The sequence below is a fragment of the Vibrio sp. VGrn 2 genome (assembly GCF_009361695.1).
GTDB classification, from domain to species: domain Bacteria; phylum Pseudomonadota; class Gammaproteobacteria; order Enterobacterales; family Vibrionaceae; genus Vibrio; species Vibrio diabolicus.
Map to the genome: position 1 here is coordinate 1 of NZ_RBWD01000019.1, position 22,739 is coordinate 22,739.

The 22,739-nt window shown below is 42.7% G+C and carries 25 protein-coding genes, 1 pseudogene and 2 riboswitches; of the genes and pseudogenes, 5 read left to right on the forward strand and 21 right to left on the reverse strand.

Going from position 1 to position 22,739, the window contains the following annotated elements; genetic code table 11:
* Positions 1-915: 915 nt before the first annotated feature.
* The gene (locus D8S93_RS21495) at positions 916-2,085 is read left to right on the forward strand and encodes a D-alanyl-D-alanine carboxypeptidase family protein (protein WP_152815511.1); all 1,170 of its coding nucleotides are present in this window, start codon (positions 916-918) and stop codon (positions 2,083-2,085) included.
* Between the two features lie 214 nt (positions 2,086-2,299).
* Positions 2,300-2,707: an SPOR domain-containing protein gene (locus tag D8S93_RS21500; protein ID WP_006741205.1), complete on the forward strand. Its 408-nt coding sequence runs from the start codon at positions 2,300-2,302 to the stop codon at positions 2,705-2,707.
* Between the two features lie 51 nt (positions 2,708-2,758).
* Here the strand turns inward: D8S93_RS21500 and D8S93_RS21505 are convergent, their stop codons facing one another.
* From D8S93_RS21505 to D8S93_RS21525, 5 genes are all read right to left on the reverse strand, one after another.
* A complete protein-coding gene (locus D8S93_RS21505; protein WP_139061085.1) occupies positions 2,759-3,232 on the reverse strand; it encodes a peroxiredoxin in 474 nt (157 codons plus the stop codon).
* Positions 3,233-3,361: 129 nt separating this feature from the next.
* Positions 3,362-4,375: an adenosine deaminase gene (locus D8S93_RS21510; protein ID WP_152815418.1), complete on the reverse strand. Its 1,014-nt coding sequence runs from the start codon at positions 4,373-4,375 to the stop codon at positions 3,362-3,364.
* 89 nt (positions 4,376-4,464) lie between these two features.
* A riboswitch (purine riboswitch) is annotated at positions 4,465-4,564 on the reverse strand.
* A gap of 250 nt (positions 4,565-4,814) precedes the next feature.
* Entirely contained in the window at positions 4,815-4,955 is a 141-nt protein-coding gene (locus D8S93_RS21515; protein WP_005396335.1) for a PA3496 family putative envelope integrity protein, read from the reverse strand.
* A gap of 50 nt (positions 4,956-5,005) precedes the next feature.
* Complete coding sequence (locus D8S93_RS25100) at positions 5,006-5,215, reverse strand: hypothetical protein (RefSeq protein WP_053807947.1); 210 nt, start codon at positions 5,213-5,215, stop codon at positions 5,006-5,008.
* 240 nt (positions 5,216-5,455) lie between these two features.
* Positions 5,456-5,665, reverse strand: coding sequence for a cold-shock protein (locus D8S93_RS21525; RefSeq protein ID WP_005396336.1), 210 nt, complete (start codon positions 5,663-5,665; stop codon positions 5,456-5,458).
* A gap of 391 nt (positions 5,666-6,056) precedes the next feature.
* Between D8S93_RS21525 and D8S93_RS21530 the strand changes: the two genes are divergently transcribed.
* Entirely contained in the window at positions 6,057-6,905 is an 849-nt protein-coding gene (locus tag D8S93_RS21530; RefSeq protein ID WP_152815420.1) for a pirin family protein, read from the forward strand.
* 143 nt (positions 6,906-7,048) lie between these two features.
* On the opposite strand, the gene D8S93_RS21535 is transcribed toward D8S93_RS21530, so the two are convergent.
* The 10 genes from D8S93_RS21535 to D8S93_RS21580 form a co-directional block, all read right to left on the reverse strand.
* The gene (locus D8S93_RS21535) at positions 7,049-7,897 is read right to left on the reverse strand and encodes a patatin family protein (RefSeq protein ID WP_152815423.1); all 849 of its coding nucleotides are present in this window, start codon (positions 7,895-7,897) and stop codon (positions 7,049-7,051) included.
* A 387-nt stretch (positions 7,898-8,284) separates the two neighbouring features.
* Positions 8,285-8,623, reverse strand: coding sequence for a hypothetical protein (locus D8S93_RS21540; RefSeq protein ID WP_006741201.1), 339 nt, complete (start codon positions 8,621-8,623; stop codon positions 8,285-8,287).
* Positions 8,624-9,256: 633 nt separating this feature from the next.
* The gene (locus D8S93_RS21545; protein WP_005373685.1) at positions 9,257-9,688 is read right to left on the reverse strand and encodes a YccF domain-containing protein; all 432 of its coding nucleotides are present in this window, start codon (positions 9,686-9,688) and stop codon (positions 9,257-9,259) included.
* 218 nt (positions 9,689-9,906) lie between these two features.
* A complete protein-coding gene (locus D8S93_RS21550; protein WP_152815426.1) occupies positions 9,907-10,839 on the reverse strand; it encodes a Gfo/Idh/MocA family protein in 933 nt (310 codons plus the stop codon).
* A 123-nt stretch (positions 10,840-10,962) separates the two neighbouring features.
* A complete protein-coding gene (locus D8S93_RS21555; RefSeq protein ID WP_152815428.1) occupies positions 10,963-12,618 on the reverse strand; it encodes a phosphoethanolamine transferase in 1,656 nt (551 codons plus the stop codon).
* A gap of 22 nt (positions 12,619-12,640) precedes the next feature.
* A complete protein-coding gene (locus D8S93_RS21560) occupies positions 12,641-12,997 on the reverse strand; it encodes a diacylglycerol kinase (RefSeq protein ID WP_012842368.1) in 357 nt (118 codons plus the stop codon).
* Positions 12,998-13,140: 143 nt separating this feature from the next.
* Entirely contained in the window at positions 13,141-13,533 is a 393-nt protein-coding gene (locus D8S93_RS21565) for a glycine zipper family protein (protein WP_152815430.1), read from the reverse strand.
* 117 nt (positions 13,534-13,650) lie between these two features.
* Positions 13,651-14,946, reverse strand: a complete 1,296-nt coding sequence (locus D8S93_RS21570; protein WP_152815433.1) for an ATP-binding protein — start codon at positions 14,944-14,946, stop codon at positions 13,651-13,653.
* Positions 14,946-15,659 (reverse strand): response regulator, encoded by a 714-nt coding sequence (locus tag D8S93_RS21575; RefSeq protein ID WP_005396348.1) that lies wholly within the window; start codon positions 15,657-15,659, stop codon positions 14,946-14,948. The genes D8S93_RS21570 and D8S93_RS21575 overlap by 1 nt, the downstream gene beginning before the upstream one ends.
* Positions 15,660-15,873: 214 nt before the next feature.
* The gene (locus D8S93_RS21580; protein ID WP_005396349.1) at positions 15,874-16,170 is read right to left on the reverse strand and encodes an isoamylase early set domain-containing protein; all 297 of its coding nucleotides are present in this window, start codon (positions 16,168-16,170) and stop codon (positions 15,874-15,876) included.
* Positions 16,171-16,454: 284 nt separating this feature from the next.
* On the opposite strand from D8S93_RS21580, the gene D8S93_RS21585 reads away from it, so the two are divergent.
* On the forward strand, positions 16,455-16,835 hold the full coding sequence (locus D8S93_RS21585) for a hypothetical protein (RefSeq protein WP_041853088.1): 381 nt from the start codon (positions 16,455-16,457) through the stop codon (positions 16,833-16,835).
* 84 nt (positions 16,836-16,919) lie between these two features.
* The gene (locus D8S93_RS21590) at positions 16,920-17,519 is read left to right on the forward strand and encodes a thiol:disulfide interchange protein DsbA/DsbL (RefSeq protein ID WP_152815437.1); all 600 of its coding nucleotides are present in this window, start codon (positions 16,920-16,922) and stop codon (positions 17,517-17,519) included.
* 70 nt (positions 17,520-17,589) lie between these two features.
* On the opposite strand, the pseudogene D8S93_RS25365 reads toward D8S93_RS21590, so the two are convergent.
* The 6 genes and pseudogenes from D8S93_RS25365 to D8S93_RS21620 all read right to left on the reverse strand — a co-directional run bounded on the left by D8S93_RS25365 (position 17,590) and on the right by D8S93_RS21620 (position 22,694).
* A pseudogene (locus D8S93_RS25365) lies at positions 17,590-17,833 on the reverse strand (hypothetical protein).
* Between the two features lie 152 nt (positions 17,834-17,985).
* Positions 17,986-18,429, reverse strand: coding sequence for a DUF3429 domain-containing protein (locus D8S93_RS21600; protein WP_005396352.1), 444 nt, complete (start codon positions 18,427-18,429; stop codon positions 17,986-17,988).
* Between the two features lie 10 nt (positions 18,430-18,439).
* Entirely contained in the window at positions 18,440-18,985 is a 546-nt protein-coding gene (locus tag D8S93_RS21605; protein ID WP_152815439.1) for a glutathione peroxidase, read from the reverse strand.
* Positions 18,986-19,090: 105 nt separating this feature from the next.
* A complete protein-coding gene (gene ribB / locus D8S93_RS21610) occupies positions 19,091-19,747 on the reverse strand; it encodes a 3,4-dihydroxy-2-butanone-4-phosphate synthase (protein ID WP_005373655.1) in 657 nt (218 codons plus the stop codon).
* Between the two features lie 113 nt (positions 19,748-19,860).
* Positions 19,861-20,001: riboswitch (FMN riboswitch) on the reverse strand.
* A gap of 104 nt (positions 20,002-20,105) precedes the next feature.
* Complete coding sequence (locus tag D8S93_RS21615) at positions 20,106-20,723, reverse strand: triacylglycerol lipase (protein WP_152815442.1); 618 nt, start codon at positions 20,721-20,723, stop codon at positions 20,106-20,108.
* A 117-nt stretch (positions 20,724-20,840) separates the two neighbouring features.
* Positions 20,841-22,694 (reverse strand): MFS transporter, encoded by a 1,854-nt coding sequence (locus D8S93_RS21620; protein WP_152815445.1) that lies wholly within the window; start codon positions 22,692-22,694, stop codon positions 20,841-20,843.
* Positions 22,695-22,739: the final 45 nt, after the last annotated feature.

Here is a 22,739-nt window from a genome sequence, read left to right on the forward strand (position 1 = left end):
ACTTAATGATAATTAATCTTTGACATAACCTTTTATTTTGTGTGGAATGTGCAGGTTAATCTATTTAAATCAAAATTTATAGATAAATAAAATTTAAATAATTTACTTAATTCTACATCTAGCTTTGAGCAATGTTTAATTACAACTACTTATACCATGAAAGAGGATATGTATAATGTCGTCGTTTGAGTCGTACTGGGTTGGGGTACGTGAAAGAATTGCTATACAAACTGAAGGTAACCGAAATTTAAAGTCTTTAGTGATAAAAAAGCAGAGAGTGAACTTAAATAACAGTGGCTTATCTTTTCGCGCTAAAGCCGGATGCCTTATCCCTCATTGTTACACTCAGTTTACTGATGACGATACAAACTCAAAGGCATCGAAAAAAGCCTCCCTTAGTTTTAAGAAAGGGAAATTATACTTTTCTCCTGTCTAGTAATAGATAATATTTAGGTTATATATAAATTAAATTTTTATTTTTATCTGAAATTCTGACAATAAATTATTATGTTGTTATGACCGAGATGAAGCATTGGTTAGTAAATGATTAGTTCGGATTATTAATTGAATTGTAGATTTTCTTAGTTGCCCCTAGTTAGATAGTGATAAAATTTTTAGCTATCTTTTCCCGTACAAGCTTAGTTTTAGATCTGGCTTGTACGGTTTTTTCTCTGAACACTAATTACATAGCATAACGGCATGATTTCTCGCCTCTTGTCTCATCTTTCTAGACGAAAGCTCTACCTGCCTCTCATTATTCTCGACAAACATTGAGTAAAAGTAACTAATCGTAACAAGGTGGCTGTAACTGAGCGCCGTTTCAATATACTCGCTCTTTACCTAGGTAACCCTGCGCTTTGAATTCATTCGGGTACCGTTTGTAAGCCTTAAATGCTACTAAGATAAGATGTCATGATGAGAAAAAGTACTATATTAAACACAGTGTTAATTACAGGGTTCGCTGCTGTATCTTCGTTGGCTTATGCAGCACCAACCGTTGTGCCAAATGCACCGGAACTCAGTTCTCGTGGCTATGTTTTGATGGACTTTCACACTGGGAAAGTGCTGGTTGAACGTGATGCACATAAACGGCTAAATCCTGCGAGCTTAACGAAGTTAATGACGGCTTATGTGGCTGGTCAAGAAATTAACGCAGGTAATATTACTTTGGATGATGAGGTCGTCATTAGCCGAAATGCTTGGGCAAAAAACTTCCCAGATTCCTCAAAGATGTTTATTGAAGTCAATACTTCCGTTTCTTTATCTGACTTATACCGTGGCCTGGTTGTTCAATCAGGTAATGATGCTAGTGTGGCCATTGCTGAACATGTCGCAGGTAGTGAGTCAGGGTTTGTAAGCTTGATGAATAGTTGGGCTGCTAAGCTTGAATTAACTAACACGGCTTTCACCAACCCTCATGGTCTAGACAGTGACGGTTTATATTCAACACCTTATGACATTGCCAAGTTGGGTCAAGCTATTATTCGTGACTTACCTGACATCTACCCACTGTATAGCGAAACCTCGTTTACCTACAACGGCATTACGCAATATAACCGCAATGGCTTGCTTCGTGATCGCAGTATGAATGTCGATGGCATGAAAACTGGTTATACAAGCGGTGCTGGTTACAGTCTAGCGACTTCAGCGACTCAAGGTGATATGCGTTTAATTGCCGTTGTGATGGGAGCGAAAAGTGAGAATATCCGTGAATCCGAAAGCAAACAACTGCTAAGTTATGGCTTCCGCTTTTACGATACGGTAATGCCAACCGAGGCAGGAACGGAAGTTGCGAACGCTCGAGTTTGGATGGGCGAACAAGACGAGCTTAAAGTGGGCGTGGCCAATGACGTTTATCTCACTTTACCAAAAGGGGATGTGAAAAAGCTACAAGCTGAAGTTGAATATAATGGCGATTTGGTAGCGCCAATTTCTGAGCAACAAGTGGTTGGTAAAGTGCTTTACAAAGTCGAAGGTAAAGTTGTGAATGAAGCCGAACTTGTAGCGTTGGAATCGGTGGAAGAAGGCAGCTTATTCAAGCGAATTTTAGACTGGTTTAAGCAATTGGTCGCGAGTTGGCTCTAAAAAACAGCTAACTTCTGCCATTATCACTCTATCTTGTTATTGTTCTATTAAATCAATTTACTAAGGCGGCCAACGTGGTCGCCTTACTTTTTTGGAATACTCGTTGCGCTAAAACATCGAACCTTCTCGTATGGGTCTATTTTCGCCTAATTAGAAGCGTTTTTGTGTTTTTGAGTGCGAGAGAAAAGAAACTAGAACAAAAATGGAGTGACACGTGCACAAGATTTTATCTTTGACATTGATTTTATCGCTCATGGGCTGCGCTATGCCTTACCAGCAGCAGGTCGATAGTGGCCAATGTGTTGGAGTAATGACCTCTCAGGATGCGTATGGTTATTTAAACCCAAACCATTACACGATGCAGGTACTCGCGCTAAAGCAAGAAAAAGATGTGAAAGATTACATTCGTTATATCGATCCTAAGCATCCGGTTTGGGTTAACTGGAAAAACAGCCGAGGAACGCGTTGGTATACGGTAACTGTTGGTGATTTTAAAACGAAACAGGATGCCTACAATGCGCTTTCTTCACTGCCGAGCCGCGTAAAGCAGTCATCCCCATTTGTGCTGACTTTTGCGGAAATGCAGCGTAAGCAACAAACGAGTGTTGTGAGAATGCGTTAGCCAACAAAAAACGGAAGCAATGGCTTCCGTTTTTTGTATCTAAGGGTAAGCTTAAAGCGCCGCTAAAATCGTTTCTGCTTTGCTCGCTTCAAACTCTTTTGGTTCTTCAACGTTAAGTTTGGTCACAATGCCGTTTTCAATGATCATGGCGTAGCGTTGTGAGCGAATACCACCAAAGCCGCCGGTATCCATTTCAAGACCTAATGCTTTAGTAAAGCTTGCGTCGCCATCACCCAACATCAGGATTTCTGAAGCGTTTTGGGCTTCGCCCCAAGCTTGCATCACAAATGCATCGTTTACAGAAACACACGCAATTAAATCAATACCTTTTGCCTTCAACTCGTCGGCTAATACCACATAGCCTGGTAGGTGAGCTTCCGAGCACGTTGGGGTGAATGCGCCAGGTACAGCGAAGAGTACGACTTTCTTGTTTGCAAACAGCTCAGTCACGTCGTGGTTAACCATACCATCGGTAGTCAATTCGCTTAGAGTCGCAACTGGTAGAGCTTGGCCTTGTTGAATCATGATTTTATTCCTTTTTGTGTGCTAGTTTAGCTTTCTCAGTCTAGCGCTTATAAATGCGGTTAACCACAGAGCTTTTGTAAGGTTTTAACACCTAAGTGTTTGACCCAAGATGTAGCACTGATGGCTTTATTACAACGCTTCATGCTGACTTACGTATTGACTAACGAGATGGCGATACTTCGCTTTCAACTCATTATCGATGAAGCTAGCATCAATCGCATTCATTGTGAATTGAGCTAGTTCATTCTTACTCATTGGGTGTGCGTTGTTGACGGCTAAAAAGTTATCTGTCATGTAACCACCAAAGTATACCGGATCGTCCGAATTAATCGTCACAGCGACACCTTTGCGCAGTAGCTCGACAATATTGTGATCTTTCATATCGTCAAATACACACAATTTAAGGTTCGATAATGGACATACCGTCAGTGGCATTTTGCTTTCAATTAACGACTCGACTAATGCTTCATCCTCAACACAGCGAACACCATGATCCACGCGGCTGACGTGAAGCATTTCAATTGCATCGGTAATGTTTTGTGCGGGGCCTTCTTCACCTGCGTGAGCAACAGTCAGTAAGCCTGCTTCTACCGCTTGTTTAAATACTCGTTTGAACTTAGCTGGTGGATGGCCTTGTTCTGAAGAATCTAGACCGACACCAATGATCTTATCACGGTGTTTCAGAACGGCTTGCAGAGTCTCCATGGCGCTTTCTTCTGAAAGGTGACGGAGAAAACACGCAATGATTTGTGAAGTAATGCCGAGCTTCTCGTGCCCATCTTGTAGTGCGCGAGCGATCCCGTGGGTCACGGTGTCAAAGTCAATACCGCGCTCTGTATGCGTTTGTGGGTCAAAAAAGATTTCGGTATGAATAACGTTATCCGCTTTACAGTGCAGTAAGTATTCCCAAGTGAGATCGTAAAAGTCTTGCTCTGTACGCAAAACATTCGCTCCTTGGTAATAAAGGTCAAGGAATGACTGCAAGTCTTCGAACTGATACGCGCTGCGTAGTTCACTCGGAGAAGAGTAAGGAATGTCGATGCCGTTTCGTTGTGCTAACTTGAAGAGAAGTTCTGGCTCAAGTGAACCTTCGATATGTAAGTGCAGCTCTACTTTTGGAAGACCTTGAATAAATGCGTTCATATTCCACCTTATGTGTATTGTGGATGCAGTTACTCTAAGAATAGGTATAGATAAGAATAAATCGAACGCTATCACAAAGAGTAAGACCCACGATGATCTCAACTCTTCGTAATCAGCACTTTGCGGGAACTGGTAGAGACCCCCAAACCATATCATTGGGGTTATACGAAGCAAACGAGGCGATTATACGCAAAATTCTCAATTTGGCTATACGCAAATAACCTAGTTGTCAGTAGTCGAAGGGTTTTTCTAAGAAAAGTAACTGGCAACCGTATAAGTCACTTGGGTATAGAGGAGCAAATTGGCTTTTAAGCGTGCACGAGGCTTATCGTGTTGTTAGAAGTGAAGAAAAAGAGTGAGGCTTCGTTTGAGCAAAGGTAGGTGGCGGTACCTTGCACAACGATGGAGCAGAGAGAGAATTGAGAGAGTCAAGGATAGCTTATAGATCAAATAACTTGTCAAATTCTCTTTGTTCCATAATGTCTTCTATACGGCGTCGCGTTTTTTGTTTTACCGCCGCCGCGTTTTGCTCAGACTCTTTCTTGTCTTTTTCTGCTTGCTTCTTACTTTTTCTAGCCATTGGATACCTTCCAAATTAGTTGCATCATTCATTAATGCATGAAAACTGAATTAGTTAACAGTAAAACTTCCTAACTTTGAACCTGAATCACAGAGAATAGTTCCAGATTGCGTTTTCTCACAATATTCAAAATCGATCATGTAACTATGAGAATGAAGCTTAGGTAATACGTGCCTTCGTAAAATATCACCATTTAATTGATGTATTTTAGCGTTCCAAGAGGTGTGAGGTTGTTCTAGATTAAATTCAATTTCTAACATTTATTCTCCTGTTTCTTAGTGATTTTGTCTTTGTTAAGTAATTGATACCAATGCCTTTGACGGCCTGTTCTTTTTGAGGACATGATTTTTCCTATAAATAATAAATTAAGCAGTACTATCCTATTTATTTTAGGTAGCACAAAGCAATGCCTGATATTAGGCTGAGTGATTAATGTGAGAATATTTTTGAAGGAGAGAGGTTTGGTGCAGCATGGGGATGCTACACCAAGAAAAGCAGTCTTATAGAGGAGTTACTTCAGTCGCTTGAGGACCTTTTTTACCTTGCTCTACGTTGAAGCTTACTTTCTGACCTTCAGTCAGTGTTTTGAAACCGTCAGAAACGATAGCGTTGAAGTGTACGAATACATCTTGACCACCGTTGTCTTGAGATAGGAAGCCAAAGCCTTTAGTTTCGTTAAACCATTTTACTGAGCCGTTTACTTTAGACATAAAAATACCTTTGAATTAAACATTAAAATTTGAATTTGTTTTGTGGATCTTTTCTAAGCTATTGAATGTTCAATCAAGAGGAAGTTGTACGCAGGTGTCTGAATTGGGGGATTCAAGATTTTACTGAGAGGAAACTTAAACTAAATGTTGCATTAACAGCTCTCTTCTAAGAGCCAAGGCCTACTATACACCTTGTTTAGGAAATAGCTACACTTATTTTTAAATATATGTCGATAGCTTGGATAAGTGTGCTGTTCGAAAAATTTGAATAAGTAGCTCAAATAGCAAGACTCATGATTATTTTTCTTCAATCTAAAATAGAACCATATCGATAGCCATGGCTGAACATGCGGTTTGCAAGCGGCCACAAAGGTAAACGAGGAGAAATAGTATGAGCACATTCAGAGAAATTCGTCAGCTTATTCAATCACAACCCACTGCTGATGGTGACGGAGTGAAAATTCGTCGAGTAGCAGGGTTTAATAATGAGAGTTTTTCTCCATTTTTGATGATGGATGAACTTAAGTCTGACGACCGTGCTGATTATGTGGGTGGCTTTCCTCCTCATCCTCATCGCGGCATCGAGACGCTTACTTATATGTTGAAAGGTCATTTCCAGCATCGTGACCACATGGATAATGTTGGTGAGCTTCGTTCTGGTGGCGCTCAATGGATGGCGGCAGGAAGAGGCGTCATTCACAGTGAGATGCCTATTATGCAGGAAGGTGAATTGCATGGTTTCCAAATTTGGATAAACCAGCCTGCGAAAAATAAGATGTCACCGGCTCAATATCATGACTTTCAACCTGAAACGATAACGGAATTCGAAACTCAAAGCTCGGGCGTTGTGCGCTTGATTGCTGGTCATCTGACTATAAGCAACGAACGTATTAAGGGGCCTCTAACAGAAACAGGTGTTGCTGCCACGGTGGCCGATTGGAGAGCGATGGTTGGTCACGCTTTGAATTTGACCACGGAGCAAGACCACAACATGATGATTTACGTTTATAAAGGACGTATTAAGGTAAAAGATCGTGAGATCAATCAAGGCGAAATGGCGATTCTATCGAAAGGTGAATGGGTTGAATTACAAGCCGAAAAGGAGAGTGGTGCTCTGATTTTTATTGGCGAACCAATCAATGAACCAGTGGTTCACTATGGCCCTTTTGTAATGAATAGCATGGAAGAAATAGAACAAGCAATCCAAGACTACAATTCAGGATTATTTGAAAGCTACTAGCATCAACATCCTAACTCCCTTTTCTGTGAGTAGCGCAGTTATCAACAGTTTTGAGCCTGACCATTGGGCTCGACCAGAAGCAAATACGATAATCCACTGCCATCGAATTTGCGTTAGCCACGTCTAATCCACGTGGCTTTTTTCTACTTCTGATTCCATCGCATGATGGCTTCTTTTCCTGCTTCAATACCTAACTCATAAGCTTGGCGCAATGGTACTGGCGAGCGACTCAATCGTTTTAATTTAAATGATTCGGGAGGACAAACTTGGATGATTTCGACTCCCGATGGTGGATTGTCGATCAGTGCTAACGTTTGATTGTAGCGAACTTCACGCGTCAACATCGGCTCAATTAATCCTGGCGTTTCTTTCAACATCCGTTTGGTTAGTGCGCTGAACTTTCCTTTCGGCTTTTGATAGCTAGAGGGTTGACTGCGTAAAACCATAATCTTTTTGGCTCCTCGCTTTATTGCTTCTGCGACAGGAAGTGCATCAGAAACCCCGCCATCAACGTATCGGGTGCCGTTCAGTAAGACACCATTTCGGTAAAGTACGGGAAGCGCGCTGCTGGCTTTCATTGTTTCTGCGAGCTCGTCGACATTGGGAGTATGGTACTCGGCTTGGCCATTGTCTTGACGTGTTACGCCTAAAAAGAAAGGTCTCGAATCCGCTTTTAGTGCGGATTTGTCGATGCCAAGCTCTTCGAGAGTGACGTTCCACATCCAATCTAAGTTCATCATATCGCCGCCACGTAGAATCTGAGATGGTGAGATGAATTCTTTCCTTAAACTGTAATCGAGATAGATTTTTAAGTTGCGCCCGGGCATTTTAGCTAAATACGCCGCCAAGTTACTTGCGCCCGCCGATACGCCCCAAAAGCTATCAAATGGAGAGAAATCGTTAGCGAGAAAATGATCGAGTATGCCGCAAGAAAATACACCTCGCATCGCACCACCTTCGACAATCAACGCACGCTCTCCTACTTGTTCCATCACAGTGTTCCATTCTTTACCTATTGGATGAATAGAATGCAGCTTAACGCATAACGGTTTTATACCCAAGTGGTCCTAAGTGCTAGGGCATCTCCTTAAGTAAAAGAAAAGGGCATCGATGGATGCCCTTTTCATATTAAGCCTAGGGAGTTACAGGTTATTGAGCAGCTCATTTAGTGAAAGCGCACTGATTAAATATGTCATTCCCACACAGAAAGCGGCGCCTGTAATTCCGATACTGATCGTTGTTGTAATTAAAAGAAGTGTCATCTTAGACATACAAGATCAAACTCCTTTTTTATATTTAAGTGGGGCGTTGTGCGTCTGGTTATCGCTTGGAATCATGATGCAAGCGCCCTAAGTTTATTGTTCTAATAAAAGTGATGATCACTTGTCAAAAAAGCAGATAAATAGCACCCAAACTGTCGTTAATGCGAGCAGTGGAGTGAATACTTTCTGTATAGATGCGCCATCGGTTAGGTTGTAGATTTTGATGGATTCGTTATAGAACGCCCGCTTGAACGCCTTAAAAGAAATATCATTTTTCACATGAGATTGTTCATAGTGTAGGTGTGCTGCGTCTGATAGTTGGTATTCTAAGTCTTGGAGTTCGTACTCTTTGTTAAGAAATGCCTCCCAAGCCGAAAGACGGGCTATCGTTTTTGGAGATTGATTACCCTTTAACTTCTCTAGACGTTTGGCATAAGCAGCTTGATATTTATCCACGGTGTATTCCTGTCTGAATAGACGTTGAGTTAGAACATTTGTAAAAAGAAAAACGAGCAAAAAAGGGGCTTTACGTTCTATGTCTGTGATAAATGCTAAGGAGCTCAATGGTCTATTTCTCTGATGTCGCGAATAATATTGATTGAACTTAAATGCGACAAACAAAATAATTTACTCAAGATAACAACGAATATTTGTTGCCTTTTAAAGAAAAGCGATAGTGATGCGAAGTGGTGGCTTTGATCGGGAAGAAATCCGCTTTCGTAACGGCTTACGTTTATTGAGAAAAAGTAAACGCTGGAACTATCGCTGGATTGGTGTGAGTTATTTATCGTCAAAAATCATTAATATCAACTATGCTTATAGTTAGACTTTTCGTAAATGAACTCAATTTAGATGAGCGGAAATAATACTGATTTTTGAGCGTGGGTGAGCTTGGAGGGTTAAGCTAATCCATTGATTAATAAAAAAGTAAAGTAGTACAGAGCTAGGGTGAACTTCAACTTAAAGGTGACGGTATGGATATACAATCAACCATTATTGAATATGCGATAGCGATAATAGGCTTACTTTTGACGGGAGTTGCCCTCTGAGCACGATTGCCCAGAGGATAGAAAGTATATTGGCTGTTTGTTAGCGGTTGATATTGTACCGAGCCATTGCAGCTTCTTCTGACGACACAACCGTTTTACCAATTGGTGCGAGTGAAATAACCGCAAGCTTCAGGTGTTGGAGTGCAAAAGGAATACCAATGATGGTTACAAAACACGCTGCGGCGGAAAGTACGTGACCGATTGCTAACCAAAGACCTGCAAAGACAAACCAAAGGACGTTGCCGATAACGCCTAGAGGGCTCGTACCAATGTCCATTTCATTGGTCAATTCATCGCGTGAAATGGCTTCTTTTCCGAATGGGAAAAAGGAAAAATTACCCATAACGATACACGCACGCCCCCAAGGTATTCCGATGATGCTAATAAAGGCTAAGATACCGAAAAACCACCATAGCAACCCCATAAATACGCCACCAAATACAAACCAAATGATGTTACCGAGTGTTCTCATTCTATTTCCTTTACTCTTGAATATGACGATGCAGGTTCCTGAGGGTATCGTAATGTAAAACTAGAACCACTCCGTTAATAAACGTGATCCGTTCCCTCATTCACTTGCTTGATAGAATAGCCGCATAAGTATTAACAGAGAATGAATGACTCCCTGAAGCTACGTTTTGTTTTAGTATAGAGCGTAATACTCGATTAAGCATATAGCCAAGAATTAAGCTACCTAGAGGTAACTTTCTCGATATATTGACAAATTTGCTCTGCTAACTGATGGCTAGCAATGTTGCGTTTCACTACTTCACTAGCGATTTTTCCAGATTCAACGACGTGAAACCAGTCGAGCAACATCGCATGGAAACCTTTGCTCGTCAGCATTGGCGTCCAATCTTTCAAATTGATTTTTTGCTCTTGGTTCGCTTGCCATCGTCTCCCTTCAACGAAGGAGTCGAACTCCACTGCTTTATTTGCATAACAAGCTTGAACGCGTTCCATAGTCATACCGAAGTGACGATTCATCGAAGCGTGGAGTAAAGTATCTCCGTGTTGCCACTGAATATCTAAACGCGCCAATTGGTCACCCTCAAGCTGATGCGTTATGTAAGCCTCTTTTAAATCGGTTTTGGCTGTCACGTTAATACTGTCTAATGGGTGAATAAAATCATCAAATATAAAGGTACGAATATCGCCTGGTAGTTGGTGACGGTTCTTTTCCCAGCGTAGCGATTTTAGGTCAGAAATGTTGCCTTGCTGTACCTCTGGCATGTGTTGGTTGTAAAGCGGAATATGACGTCGGTTGAAGCCCACATAAAGTGGTTGTTTTTCTTTTTCGGCAATATCGTACAGTTTTTCCACGTCATCAGCATTGTCCGCTAATGGTTTGTCGACAAAGGTTGGGATTCCATGCTGCAAAAAGAATGCTGCGATTTGAGGATGTACGCTTGTTGCCGCATGAATCATGACAGCATCTACGCCAAAGTGCAGAAGCTGCTGGTAGTCTTGACAGGTCTCTGAGATTCGATATTGCTTAGCCAGACTCTCAAGTGCATTTGCGTTGCGTGTACAAAATACAAGTTCGATATTTGGAAGCTGAGTGATAACGGGAAGGTATGCTTTCTGAGCAATATCTCCTAAACCAATAATACCAATTTTCATCCTAGTCCTTATTTCGATGTATGGATGGCAGGTTGTAGTATAACGCTTGGCAAGTTGATGAGTTTAAATGCCTTGTTAGAAAAGAGCCTGACTCACATTTTGAGTCAGGCTTTGTTGGTCCACTTAGGAAGTCGTGCGGCAATCTTTGAATATATCTAACTTGCCGTCGTAGGCTTGGGTTTGTACATCCATAACGCCTAATAGAGAGTGGAACACGTTATCATGTGAGTACTGGCCTGCCTTTTGCGCTTCATTCGACAAACAGTCGGTGTTGATTTGTTTCACTTGCTTAAAGCCGGAAGATAGCCACATGAGCAAAGGAACACGTTTTTGGAAGTCTGGTGCAAGGCCGTAAGGCATGCCATGTAAGAACAATCCGTTTTCGCCTAATGATTCACCATGATCCGATACGTAGATGAGAGCGGTATTATATTGAGACTCTAATGCTTTGAGTTTGTTGATGGTTTCTGCCAACACAAGATCAGTGTAGCGTATCGTATTGTCGTACGTATTCACGATTTGTTCGACGCTACAGTTTTCTATATCTGCACGTGGGCAGTCTGGTTTGAAAAACGCTTTGTCTCTAGGATAACGCTGGAAGTAGGTAGGACCATGGCTTCCTATAAGGTGCATGGCGACAACGCGGTTGCCGTGCATATCCGCAACTTCTTGATCAAAGTGATCTAACAGCGCCATATCGTAACAGGTTTGACCGTTACACAGAGGACTTGCTTGCTTTCGGTTCACTTCAATTTTCTTGATCTTGTGGGCGACTTCTTTGTCTCCGCCATCATTTTCTTTCCAGATGAGGTCAACTCCAGCGCGCTGCATGATGTCGAGAGCATTATCTTGGTTATCTGCCTTGGTCCGTTCAAACTCGCTTCGCGTGAGCTGAGAAAACATGCAAGGCACAGATACTGCAGTTGCAGTGCCACAAGACGCAACCTCTTGAAATGAAATCACATCCAGCTTACTGGTGTAAGGGTTTGTCTCTCGCTTATAGCCATTGAGTTGGTAGTTCTGTGTTCGAGCGGTTTCTCCGACAACAAACACCAGTAGTGTCGGCTTGTTCTGTGCTTGCTTTACTGCGCTATCTGACTGCTTTGCATCGATTCCAATCTCGCGATACGGCTCTGGCGTGGTGAAGTATTTCTCCTTTACATACCCAGTCGCGCTGTAAACGAATTGAGTGGGAATAATGATTTTTTTCAGATAGCTGTTATTGCGACCGACAGATGCATAGTCTTGGTAGTAAACACTGGCAATAACAGCAATTACTGCAAGAGATGACAACATCGATACCAACTTCGTGAGAGAAAAATATAGCAATTGGTGGCGCTGAGATTGCAACTTGACCTTATAGACAATCATCGCAGGGACGCCCCCCATAAGTAGCGTCCAGATTACAGAATAAGTACTCAGGTAAGAGCTTGCCTCGCTCGAATCGGTTTCAGCAATATTAGCAATCATTCCAGAATCGAAAAGCGTGCCATAGTTGTAACTTGCGTAGCTCACCATACTCGAAATTATGAGCAAAATAATAAAGAATGGCTTTCCAACCCAAGGCCAACTAAATAAGTTAAAAAGGAAATTGAGCGCGGCAAGAAAGAAAATGGGTATCGTAATAATAAAACCAATTTTGACATTATCTAGGCTTGAAAAAATACCATTCAGCTCTTTGTAAATAGGAATGTTTACAACCAGCGCGAAATAGAGTGCCAACAAGAAAGTAAAGGTAACGTACGAGATACCTTTCTGTTGCAAATTATGTGTCTTCATAAGTAAATGTCTTGAATCAAAATTAGAGCAAGAACGAAGCCCAAACAAAAAGGGCAAGAGTGAGCGCAACAAATACTGCAGCCGAGCCGATATCTTTGGCTCTACCACTGAGCTCGTGCCAGTCATCGCTAACACGGTCGACAACCGCTTCTACGGCGGAATTAATAAGTTCGACGATCAGGACCAATAACAGGCTACTGATCATCAGTACTCTTTCAAATGTGGTGACTGGAAGGAAAAAAGCACAGACGGAAAGCACTAAGGCTAGAATCAATTCTTGTCTGAAGGCGGCTTCGTATTTCCATGCGGCTTTCAATCCCTGAAATGAATAGCCGGTCGCATCCATGACACGGCGTAGACCTGTTTTACCTGGCTTCAAAATATGACCTTACTACAGCTTAATAATTTAGATTGTGCATCTATCCAAACGATGAAATGAGACTAATCGTTCTTGCGTGAAACATTTGTGAATGGCATTCATCACACAACGATATAGGGTTTGAATAAGAAAAAAGAGTTGAATTAATCAAGGTCGTAGACGGTATAGCCTTTATTCTGAAGGCATTTTCGCAGTACAAGAGATTGTGTTCTGGTGGAGTCATTGCTTCCACTCAACGCTCCGGCCCCTGCTCCTACAGCACCGCCTGCAGCGGCACCCACAGCAGCCCCACCTATCCCGCTTTCTAGCGCTCCAGCTGCTGCCCCAATTAGTGCACCTGTAACTGCGCCATTAGCGGCTTCAGATTTTGCAGCTTCCGTTTTGTCTACGTTGTCCGCATACCCTTGGCAATAAAGAAAATCTTGTTCATATTTAGCAGGATCAACATTAGTCATGTCGACAACAGGCTTTTGATTATAAGTACAAGCGCTAAGAGTAGAGGCAAGAGTCATAACCAGAATAAAAGGTTTGTACATGAGTATTATCCATTTGTTCTGTGAATTTATGGATTAAATGTACACTGTTTTATTGTTGGGCTCTGTCGCTGGAGTGTATTGAAGTGTCGTCTTCTGTAAAGGAGGAAAGACGTTAACTTAACTGTCTGATTTTGGAAGACGAAGTGTGAAGCAAGCACCACCAAGTGGGCTATGAGAAATCGAAACCTCACCATGTTGAAGTTCCATTATCTGCCTGACGATCGCCAAACCAAGCCCAAATCCACTGGTGTTTTTGTTTCGGGACTCATCGGCGCTATAAAATGCTTCAAAAAGGTGAGGCCAATGCTGCTCTTCTATACCTATACCATCATCATGTACATGGATTAAGTAGCTTTGCTGATCACTTTTTATCTCAACCATAATTTGAGTATTTGCGTATCGCATTGCATTGCGTAGCAGATTATCCAAGGCACGCTTTAGCAGTTTTGGATCGGCGAATGCGCGCGCGTTTTCAGAGTTTGTTTCATTGAGTGAGATTGATAATTTGGTCTCTTTTTGCCATCTCTGTTTTAACTCATTAACTAACTTGGCGAGCGCTACGTTTTCTGTTTGCAACGCCGTATCTGGGCGTTCCATTTTGGCGTAATAAAGCAGCTCTTCAACCATGTCTTCCATCTCGTCAATGTCCTCGACGATACTACGTACATGCTTTTTCTGTTGTTCGGTTAATGTAGAGTCCGATAACAAGTCAGCTTGCCACTGTAAACGAAAAATAGGAGTGCGTAATTCATGCGCAACTGCATTGGTCAGCATTTTATTGCTAGTGATCAGGCGAGAAACTTTGTCAGCCATCGTATTAAAGCTTTTGTTCAGCGTTCCAACGGACTTAGCACTTGAGGTGCTTGCTCGTGCTTTGAAGTTGCCTGAAGCAAACTCTACCGTGACTCTTTCTAACTCACGAATTCGACGGCTCAAAAACCAGATCAGCAGTATGCAATACAGAGCAAATCCGGCTAAAAAGAATAACCATACAATGTTGTCATCAAAGTTAATCGCCTGAATAACTGAGCTATCCGGATCATCGATCATTTTGAAAATAGGGGTGTCCGCATCTAGGCGGAACCATATATCCCTTTCTTCGTCGTAAGCAACGTTAACAGAGGTGTCACTTTCAAATGCTTTTCTGATGTCTTCTGGAAGTTCTTCGAGCGTGTGAGGAATCAACAAGCGATGGCTGGACGTGGCAAATTGCTCAAGCTGTTGCTGAGTGTATTCTAGTCCGTGCTCTTCGTAGATAGGATAGATAAGATCGTGGAAAGCTTGACCTTCTTGCTCTTGTAGCAGGTAATCGTAATCTGTGTTGATCTCATAGACCAAGAATTCGTAACCCCACAAACTCACCATAAATAGAATGATAAGACCGACAAAGCTTTCCAGATAAATCCGTCTCATTATTCATTCCATGCATCAGGCATAAATAGGTAGCCTTTGCCGCGAACCGTGATGATTTTTTGTGGAGAGCAAGAGGCATCGCCTAATTTTTTTCTCAATGTCACAATACGGTTGTCAATGGTGCGATCTGTACCGTCGTACTCAATACCACGTAGTGTTTTCGTTAACCACTCACGTGAGAGTGTTTTTTCTGCGTGTGTTGCGAGAACCCATAATAAATCGAACTCACCGTCAGTCAGCGCAATTTCTTCCTGGTTCATGACGCATGATTTACGTAATCGGTTTAAACACAGTACTCCAATTTGTAGACCGTTTTCGGACTCGGTAGAGGCTGCCTCTTTTCTTCTCAATAGCATGCGAATGCGTGCCAGCAGCACGCGAGGTTTGATTGGCTTGGTAACAAAGTCATCGGCGCCAATTTCTAATGCGGCGACGTGATCGAAGTCGTCATCACTCGCTGTCAGCATCAACACTTTGCCTTTGTAGCATTCACGGATTTGACGACATACGCTCAGGCCGTCTTGTCCAGGTAGCATCAAATCTAACAAAACCACGTCTGGCTGTGTGTCAATAATCGCTTCGGGTGCGTCTGTCCCGTTGTCGATACATTTGACCTGGAAACCTTGTTCAACAAAATACTCTCCCAGCATAGCTTGTAATTTGGGATCGTCTTCCACGATGATTAAAGATGGTTTGACTTGTTGTGCGTTCATTTGAGTGATGTATACAATATTTAATATCACTGGAACTTAAACAAATTTACGAATTATTTCAAATAAAGCTTTCTCAGAATAAGGTTATCGGATGAGTTGATTCGATAAATACCCCAAGTAATGATTCAAACTTAATCATTAATCACATTATGAAGAGGCTAAAAAAGGCGCAACTGCTGCGCCTTAATATGGAATATTAGAGTGAACTTACGTTTTATTCGGTGGTGCACACGACGCTGTTGTCGCTGCCAAAAGCATTGGGAACATAAGCGTCGGCTTGAGGATCGTTTTCCCACTTTGCATCATTGAGCAAGTAGCGGAACTGAACATTCTGCTCTTTAGGTAAGCGCGTTTTAAATTTAAATTGACGGCTTTTCTTCACTAACTTCATCGGTTCTGGCTGCCAGTTGTTAAAATCCCCAGCAATATGGATGGAGTCCCACTGGTCTTTATCTAGCTCGAACGTGACTTCAACTTCATCTTTTGTCTTAAAGAATCTCTTTTTAAGCATTGATCTTTCCTTGTTCGTACAAAAACTGTTCTAACTATTACTCGTGTTTCATAACGATTTCAAGTTTTATCGAATTGTCGCTGGTATCAGGTGAAGAACTATCTAAATGATGAATAGCTTAATCGCTATGAGTTCTTGTGAGAGGGGAGCGGTATTGAGATGCCTCAAGGATATGGAACCGTTAACGTACCAAGTTTTTAGGCGAGGCGGAACTCAGAGTCCGTATCTTGAAGTCAAACCGTTATCATGTATTATCTTAAATCACCATTTTTGTTGATGTAGCTATGTTGAAGTTTAACCGTACATTGTTGACCGCGATAGTTTGTTTAGCCGCTATGCTTTTGAGCAGTGTCGCTCCTATGGCGAAGGCTTCAGCCCCGGTGAAAACAATTGAAGTACGCGATATTATTGTTCAACAGGCTGCTCTGCACAAACAACTTGGCGTCAATGACGACTGCGTAGAATTACATCACGATGAGTCAACTATCAATAAGGTGCAACAGTCTCACACGAGTTGTAGCTCTTCCTGCATGGTCAAAATTCCCGCCAACTTATCTCAAAACGACTTACTGCTTCTTCCTTACAGCCTTGCATTGATTGATAGGCCTTTAGTCGAAAAAGTAGTGACAGTGATCACCAAGCTTTATCGTCCTCCGATTGTTTAATTCCTCATCTCAAATTACTTGGGGTTTCCCCCCCTTTTACCAAATGAAATGATTTGGCATTTGAATGCCACAAGGAAATAAACAATGAAAAAACTACTTGCCTTATGTAGTGCACTTTTACTGACTTTTACCGCTCACGCAGCGCAATTTGAAGAAGGGAAGCACTACAAAGTTCTGGATGTTAAGAAAGCATCGAAACCTGTTGTGACGGAATTCTTTTCTTTTTATTGCCCACATTGCTACAAGTTTGAGTCGCTTATTGAGCGTTTAAAACCTGCTCTGCCAAAAGAGGCAACGTTTGAAAAGGTACATGTGGGGTTCATGGGCGGAGATATGGCGATTCCGATGGCCAAGTCCTACGCGACGATGGTATCGCTCGGGGTTGAAGATACAATGATTCCTGCCATGTTTGCCCAAATTCATCAAAAGCGACAAGCGCCAAAAGATGACGCTGAGCTGAAACAGCTCTTCGTTGATAATGGCGTAGAAGGTAAGAAGTTTGATGCCGCTTACAATAGCTTTGCCGTAAACTCAATGCAGAAAGGCTTTGACAAACAATTTGCAGCCAGCACTTTAAGAGGGGTTCCAGGTGTGGTTGTGAACAATAAATACATTGTTTTGGCCAACGAAATTCGTACTTACGACGAGTACAATCAATTAGTTAATTACTTATTGACGCTGTAACTATAAATAGCATTGATGCTTAAAAATGGCGACGATAGAGTCGCCATTTTTTATGCTTATCACTTTCGCATTATCTAAGAACGCTTGTGCATGCTTGAGTCGGAACACTAGTCATAAATATGGCATGCGGATAAAACAAGCTAGCTGCAGTGATTGCGACATTACATGGCTGAGCAATCGTGGTTTTAATCACATTGGTAAGCACGGCACCTATTGTTTACTGTTTGAGCGGCGGCTTGTTGTGCCTGGTAAGACACGCAACCTGTCGTTGCATTGATCATCGCTGTGCTAAACAAAAGTTTGCGAAAAAACATATTCATATCCTTTGTGAATGCTTTGAAATACTTATATGTGGATTGATTCATAAATGAAACAAAACAGTGTTCAAAATATGTGTGCATTCACGAAATGAACATTGTTTTATAAAAAGACGTTTTTTTGTGATCTTAGCACTGGACAGACCAGGCTATGAAACTAAAGCCAATCCGTGCATCACGATTACGCCGAAGGTCAGTTTGCTCCTCATTCCTTGATATCCCTTGGGCTCGGCGTCTTGTTCGACTTTCCTCACGAGTTTTTCTGCATACCAAACAGCAAGATACCCAATTGCTAAGAGTAGGGTAGCGACCGCGTAATGTTTGTGGCCCTGCAGTAATGCGCCCCAAGCCAGTAAGACAAAAAGGTTGCTGAGAATTAATATATTTCGGCTAAGGCGGTGGTAGTAATGCTCAATGCCATTACCCCAAAGGATGCCGGATAAAAAACTTAATATAACGGCGCTATATGCGATGAAAAATTGCTGGCCACTTAAATTGAAGAGTGAGATGTCAGTGAAAATCAGCCCTAAGCTAAACACAAATGGAACCAAGCCTAAGTAACCGAGTTGTAGCATGGTTGAGCGTGTTGTCATGGTCGTCACCTTACAATTGTTGCTCTATCATATTGGTAAGCGTAGTACTTGTCGGTGAAGTGGAGCTTGGAAAAGTAGCAATAACTTTGCCTTCGGAGCTAATTAGAAACTTATAGAAGTTCCATTCTGGTTTGATGCCAGCTTGGTTAGTAATCTCGCTGAATACGGGGTTTGCATCTACGCCTAATACTGAGGAGCGAGCCATCATTGGAAAGGTGACCCCGTAATCGAGATAACAGACTTTCGCTGTGTTTGTTTCGCTTCCTCTGTCCTGTCGGAAGTCATTGCTCGGGAAACCAATGATGGTGAAGTTTTGCTCTTTGTAAGTTTGATAGAGGGTTTCTAACTGTTCGAACTGAGGAGTGAAGCCGCACTGGCTTGCTGTATTGACGACCAGAAGCGTCTTTCCCTTAAAGCTTTCGCATAGGTCGACTTCTTCTGTTGAATTTAACAGCCTTTGTTTACCTTGAAGAATATCAGGGCACTCAGATGCGAGAGCAAGCGAACTCATGGAGATAAAGCCAACGAGAGCGACGAGTTTCAGTAATCCTTTCATGGTGTTGTTCCCCTTGTTTTCAATAAGTATAACTACTCAAGTGCAAAGAGGATCGATCAAAAAAGCCGCACAAATGCGCGGCTTCTTTCAAGAGCTGAGATCTGACTATGCCAGTTTCAACTCGAACTGGTTCAGGTACATTACCATGTCTTCAATCGTCAGTACCGGCATGTTGTGCAGGCGACCAAACGCAACGATCTCTGGTGCTTTTGCCATCGTGCCATCTGGGTTGGTCACTTCACATAGTACGCCAGCGGGTTGAAGCCCTGCCATTTGCATCAGGTCAATCGTACCTTCTGTGTGACCACGGCGAGTCATTACACCACCTGGACGTGCGCGCAGAGGGAATACGTGGCCCGGGCGAGCAAGATCCTCAGGTTTCGCATGCGGGTTTGCCGCCGTTTTAATGGTCGTCACTCGGTCTGCTGCTGAAACCCCCGTTGTTACACCAACTTTCGCTTCAATAGAAACCGTAAATGCGGTTTGGTTTGCGCTGTTGTTGTTTACTACCATTGGAGGCAGTTCCAGTTTGTCCGCTTGAGCATCTGTTAAGCACAAACAAACGATGCCGCTACATTCGCGGATCATCAACGCCATTTGCTCGTTGGTGAGGTGCTCGACTGAATAAATGATATCGCCTTCGTTTTCGCGATCTTCATCATCAAGAAGAAGTACGCCACGGCCTTCTTTTAGAGCGATAAGTGCGTTTTCAACGCGAGTAATTGGGTCGCCGAATTCGGCAAGTAGTGATGACTGATTCATGGTTAACTCCTAAATTTCACCAGAATCAGGGCGGTATGAGAGATCGTCGTAAAATACGATCAAAAAGAAGTGCACCAGCACTCTTAGCAATCTGACTCGCTATGCTGGTGTATTCTTATTCTCTTTCATCCGGACTATAACCGTCGGCTCTGGCATCTCACCAGATCTGCTGACCTCGACGAATCGAGCGCTCGCGGGCTCACTTGAAAAAGTATACCGCCGGTGGGGAATTTCGCCCCGCCCTGAGAACAATTAAAAATGTGCCACTTCATCCAAGTTGTGAGGAAGTGGAGCTAGGATAGTACTGCGAACTGAATAGCTTGGAAAGTCGATTCCATCTGTATGATGGAAAAGTGTGCTATCGACGGAAATAATCTGTGCGAATAAAGTGATCAATCTGCTGCGGCACGAAGGTGTTGTAAATCAGGCTCGTATGCGTTTGCTTCACTTCGATATGATCTTGCATACCGTCCAGTCTTGTCTCTTCTACGGTAACGGTACCGTCCGACATGGTGTTGTCATTACGGATCAACAATGGGCGAGCGCCAATCGGCATCGTTCCTGCGATACTGCCGAGTTTTTGAGGGAAATCCCAAGCGTCATCATGTCTGTTTAATCCGTGGTGTGGCGAATTGCCTAAAATTGCACCCAATCCGAGATCTTGAATCCTACCTACTATGGACGCGCCTTTAAGAGGCGAACCGATAGCGACAACATGAGAGATCAAGCTGGTGGTTGGCTTTCTGTTGGCGAGATAGCGCTTAATCATCAAGCCTCCCAAGCTGTGCCCCACGAGCACGTTTGTGGTCAGTGGATTAAGCGAATGATCAATAGAATCAAACAGTGAAGACTCATTGATAGCAACAGTGTTATAGCTGAGTACTTGCGTTTCGTATCCGAGTTTTCTCAGCTTTTGGCTAAGAGGCTGCATGACCAGCCCATGCATATAAAGACCATGTAAGATGATGATTTTCATAATACCTCCTAGATTTATGACGTTGTAGATATCCTACTCTAATTAACAAAGAACTACTTGTGCTTTATGGTGCATATTTACGTTTTGCTGAAAAGTTTGATCGGTATAGCAAGCGTATTAGCCCAGTAAATCCTGTACTTGTTGTTGCAATTGATGACGATTTAAAGAAGCTGGGCTTAACACTTCACCAATAACAACGTCCACTTTTGACCAAAAACGAGTCGGTCGTTTTGTGAGAGCATGTCCGCCTTTGTGGCTGAAAAAAGAACCCCAAAGCCCCTTTAACGCCATAGGGATGACAGGAACAGGATTACGTTCAAGGATTTTTTCCACACCAGGGCGAAACTCACCCAATTCACCGTTAGACGTTAAACGACCCTCAGGGAAGATACAGACAACCTCACCGTCGTTAAGCGCTTGTTCAATCTGCTCAAATGCTCGTCGGTAAGTATCGGCACACTTACGTGGGGAACAGATAGGGATAACACCGGCATGACGGAAAACATATTTAAGAACAGGCAGCTCGCTGATGGACTTGTCCATCACAAAACGAACCGGGCGAGTAGAGGTTCCCATCAAAATCAACGCATCGACATAGCTAACATGGTTAGCCACGATTAACGCAGCACCTTGTTCAGGAATATGTTGGCGCCCCGTTACTGACACACGATACATACAATGGCTGAGTAAATAACTGATAAAGCGTTGTGTAAATTCCGGTACTTGACGATAGACATAGATTGCCACGAAGAAGTTGCCTATTGCCATCATGGCAAACAGTTCCACAATAGAAAGCTCTAGTACGCTGAGTACAACGATCGAAACCAAAGCAGACACCACCATAAACAACGCATTCATGATGTTGTTAGCAGCAATGGCACGTGCACATTCCCCTTTGTTTGAACGCGATTGGATGAACGCATAAAGAGGAACAATAAAGATACCGCCGCTTACACCAACAAGAAACAGGTCAATCATGACGCGCAGATGTTTGGATTCGGCAACGAAGCTTTGCACATCATAAAAGTGCACCGGAAGTGATGGATAACTTGGGACTGCCCATAGCAAGTAGACGCCAAAGACGGTCAGACCAAGGATACCGAATGGCAAAATACCAAGCTCAACGTGGTTGAAGGAAAGTTTTTCACACAACCAAGAGCCTGTCGCGATGCCAATGGAAAACAATGCCAACAGTAAAGAAACGACAGTGCTGTCTGCAAACAAATGTTCACGCGCAAAGTTAGGGAATTGAGTCAGGTAAGTCGCACCCATGAACCAAAACCAACTGATGGCTAGAATAGACATCCAAATGCCTCTCTGTTTTTTTGCCACTTTTAACGTGTTCTTTAAACCAGAAATCGGTTCAAATTTCGCTTTGTCAGTCGATTGGCTAGGCATCGTTGGAATATTCACACTGCTCATAAACCCAAGCAAAGACAAGGCAATCACGACACAAGAAGCAATCAAGGTACCATTAGGAATGGCTAGCAGTAGGCCTGCGCTTAGCGTACCTATAAGAATCGAAAGGAACGTGCCCATTTCAACCCAAGCATTTCCTTTAACAAGCTCATTTGGTTTGAGCGCTTGTGGTAGCAAGGCGTATTTCACAGGACCAAAATAAGCCGATTGAGTGCCTGTCATAAATAAAAGAGCAAGCATCAGCATGGCACTTTGGGTGGCAATAGCGGTTGCAGCGCAAGACATGATAGCCAGCTCGATGAGCTTTAGACGTCGGATTAATTTGGCTTTGTCCATGCTGTCAGCGACGGCACCAGCATGCGCAGAGAATAGAAAGAAAGGTAGGATGAATAAACCAGCCGCCAAATTAACAAATAGATTAACGGATATTGGTAGGTTATCAATTTGGCTGTAAGTCACCATCAATAACAGAACGTTTTTGTAGATGTTGTCATTGAGTGCGCCAAGACACTGCGTCACAAAGTAAGGAAAAAAGCGTTTTGAGAAAAACATGCTGGCCCCGATTAAACAAAGTCGAATGAGATGGAAGCACTTTAT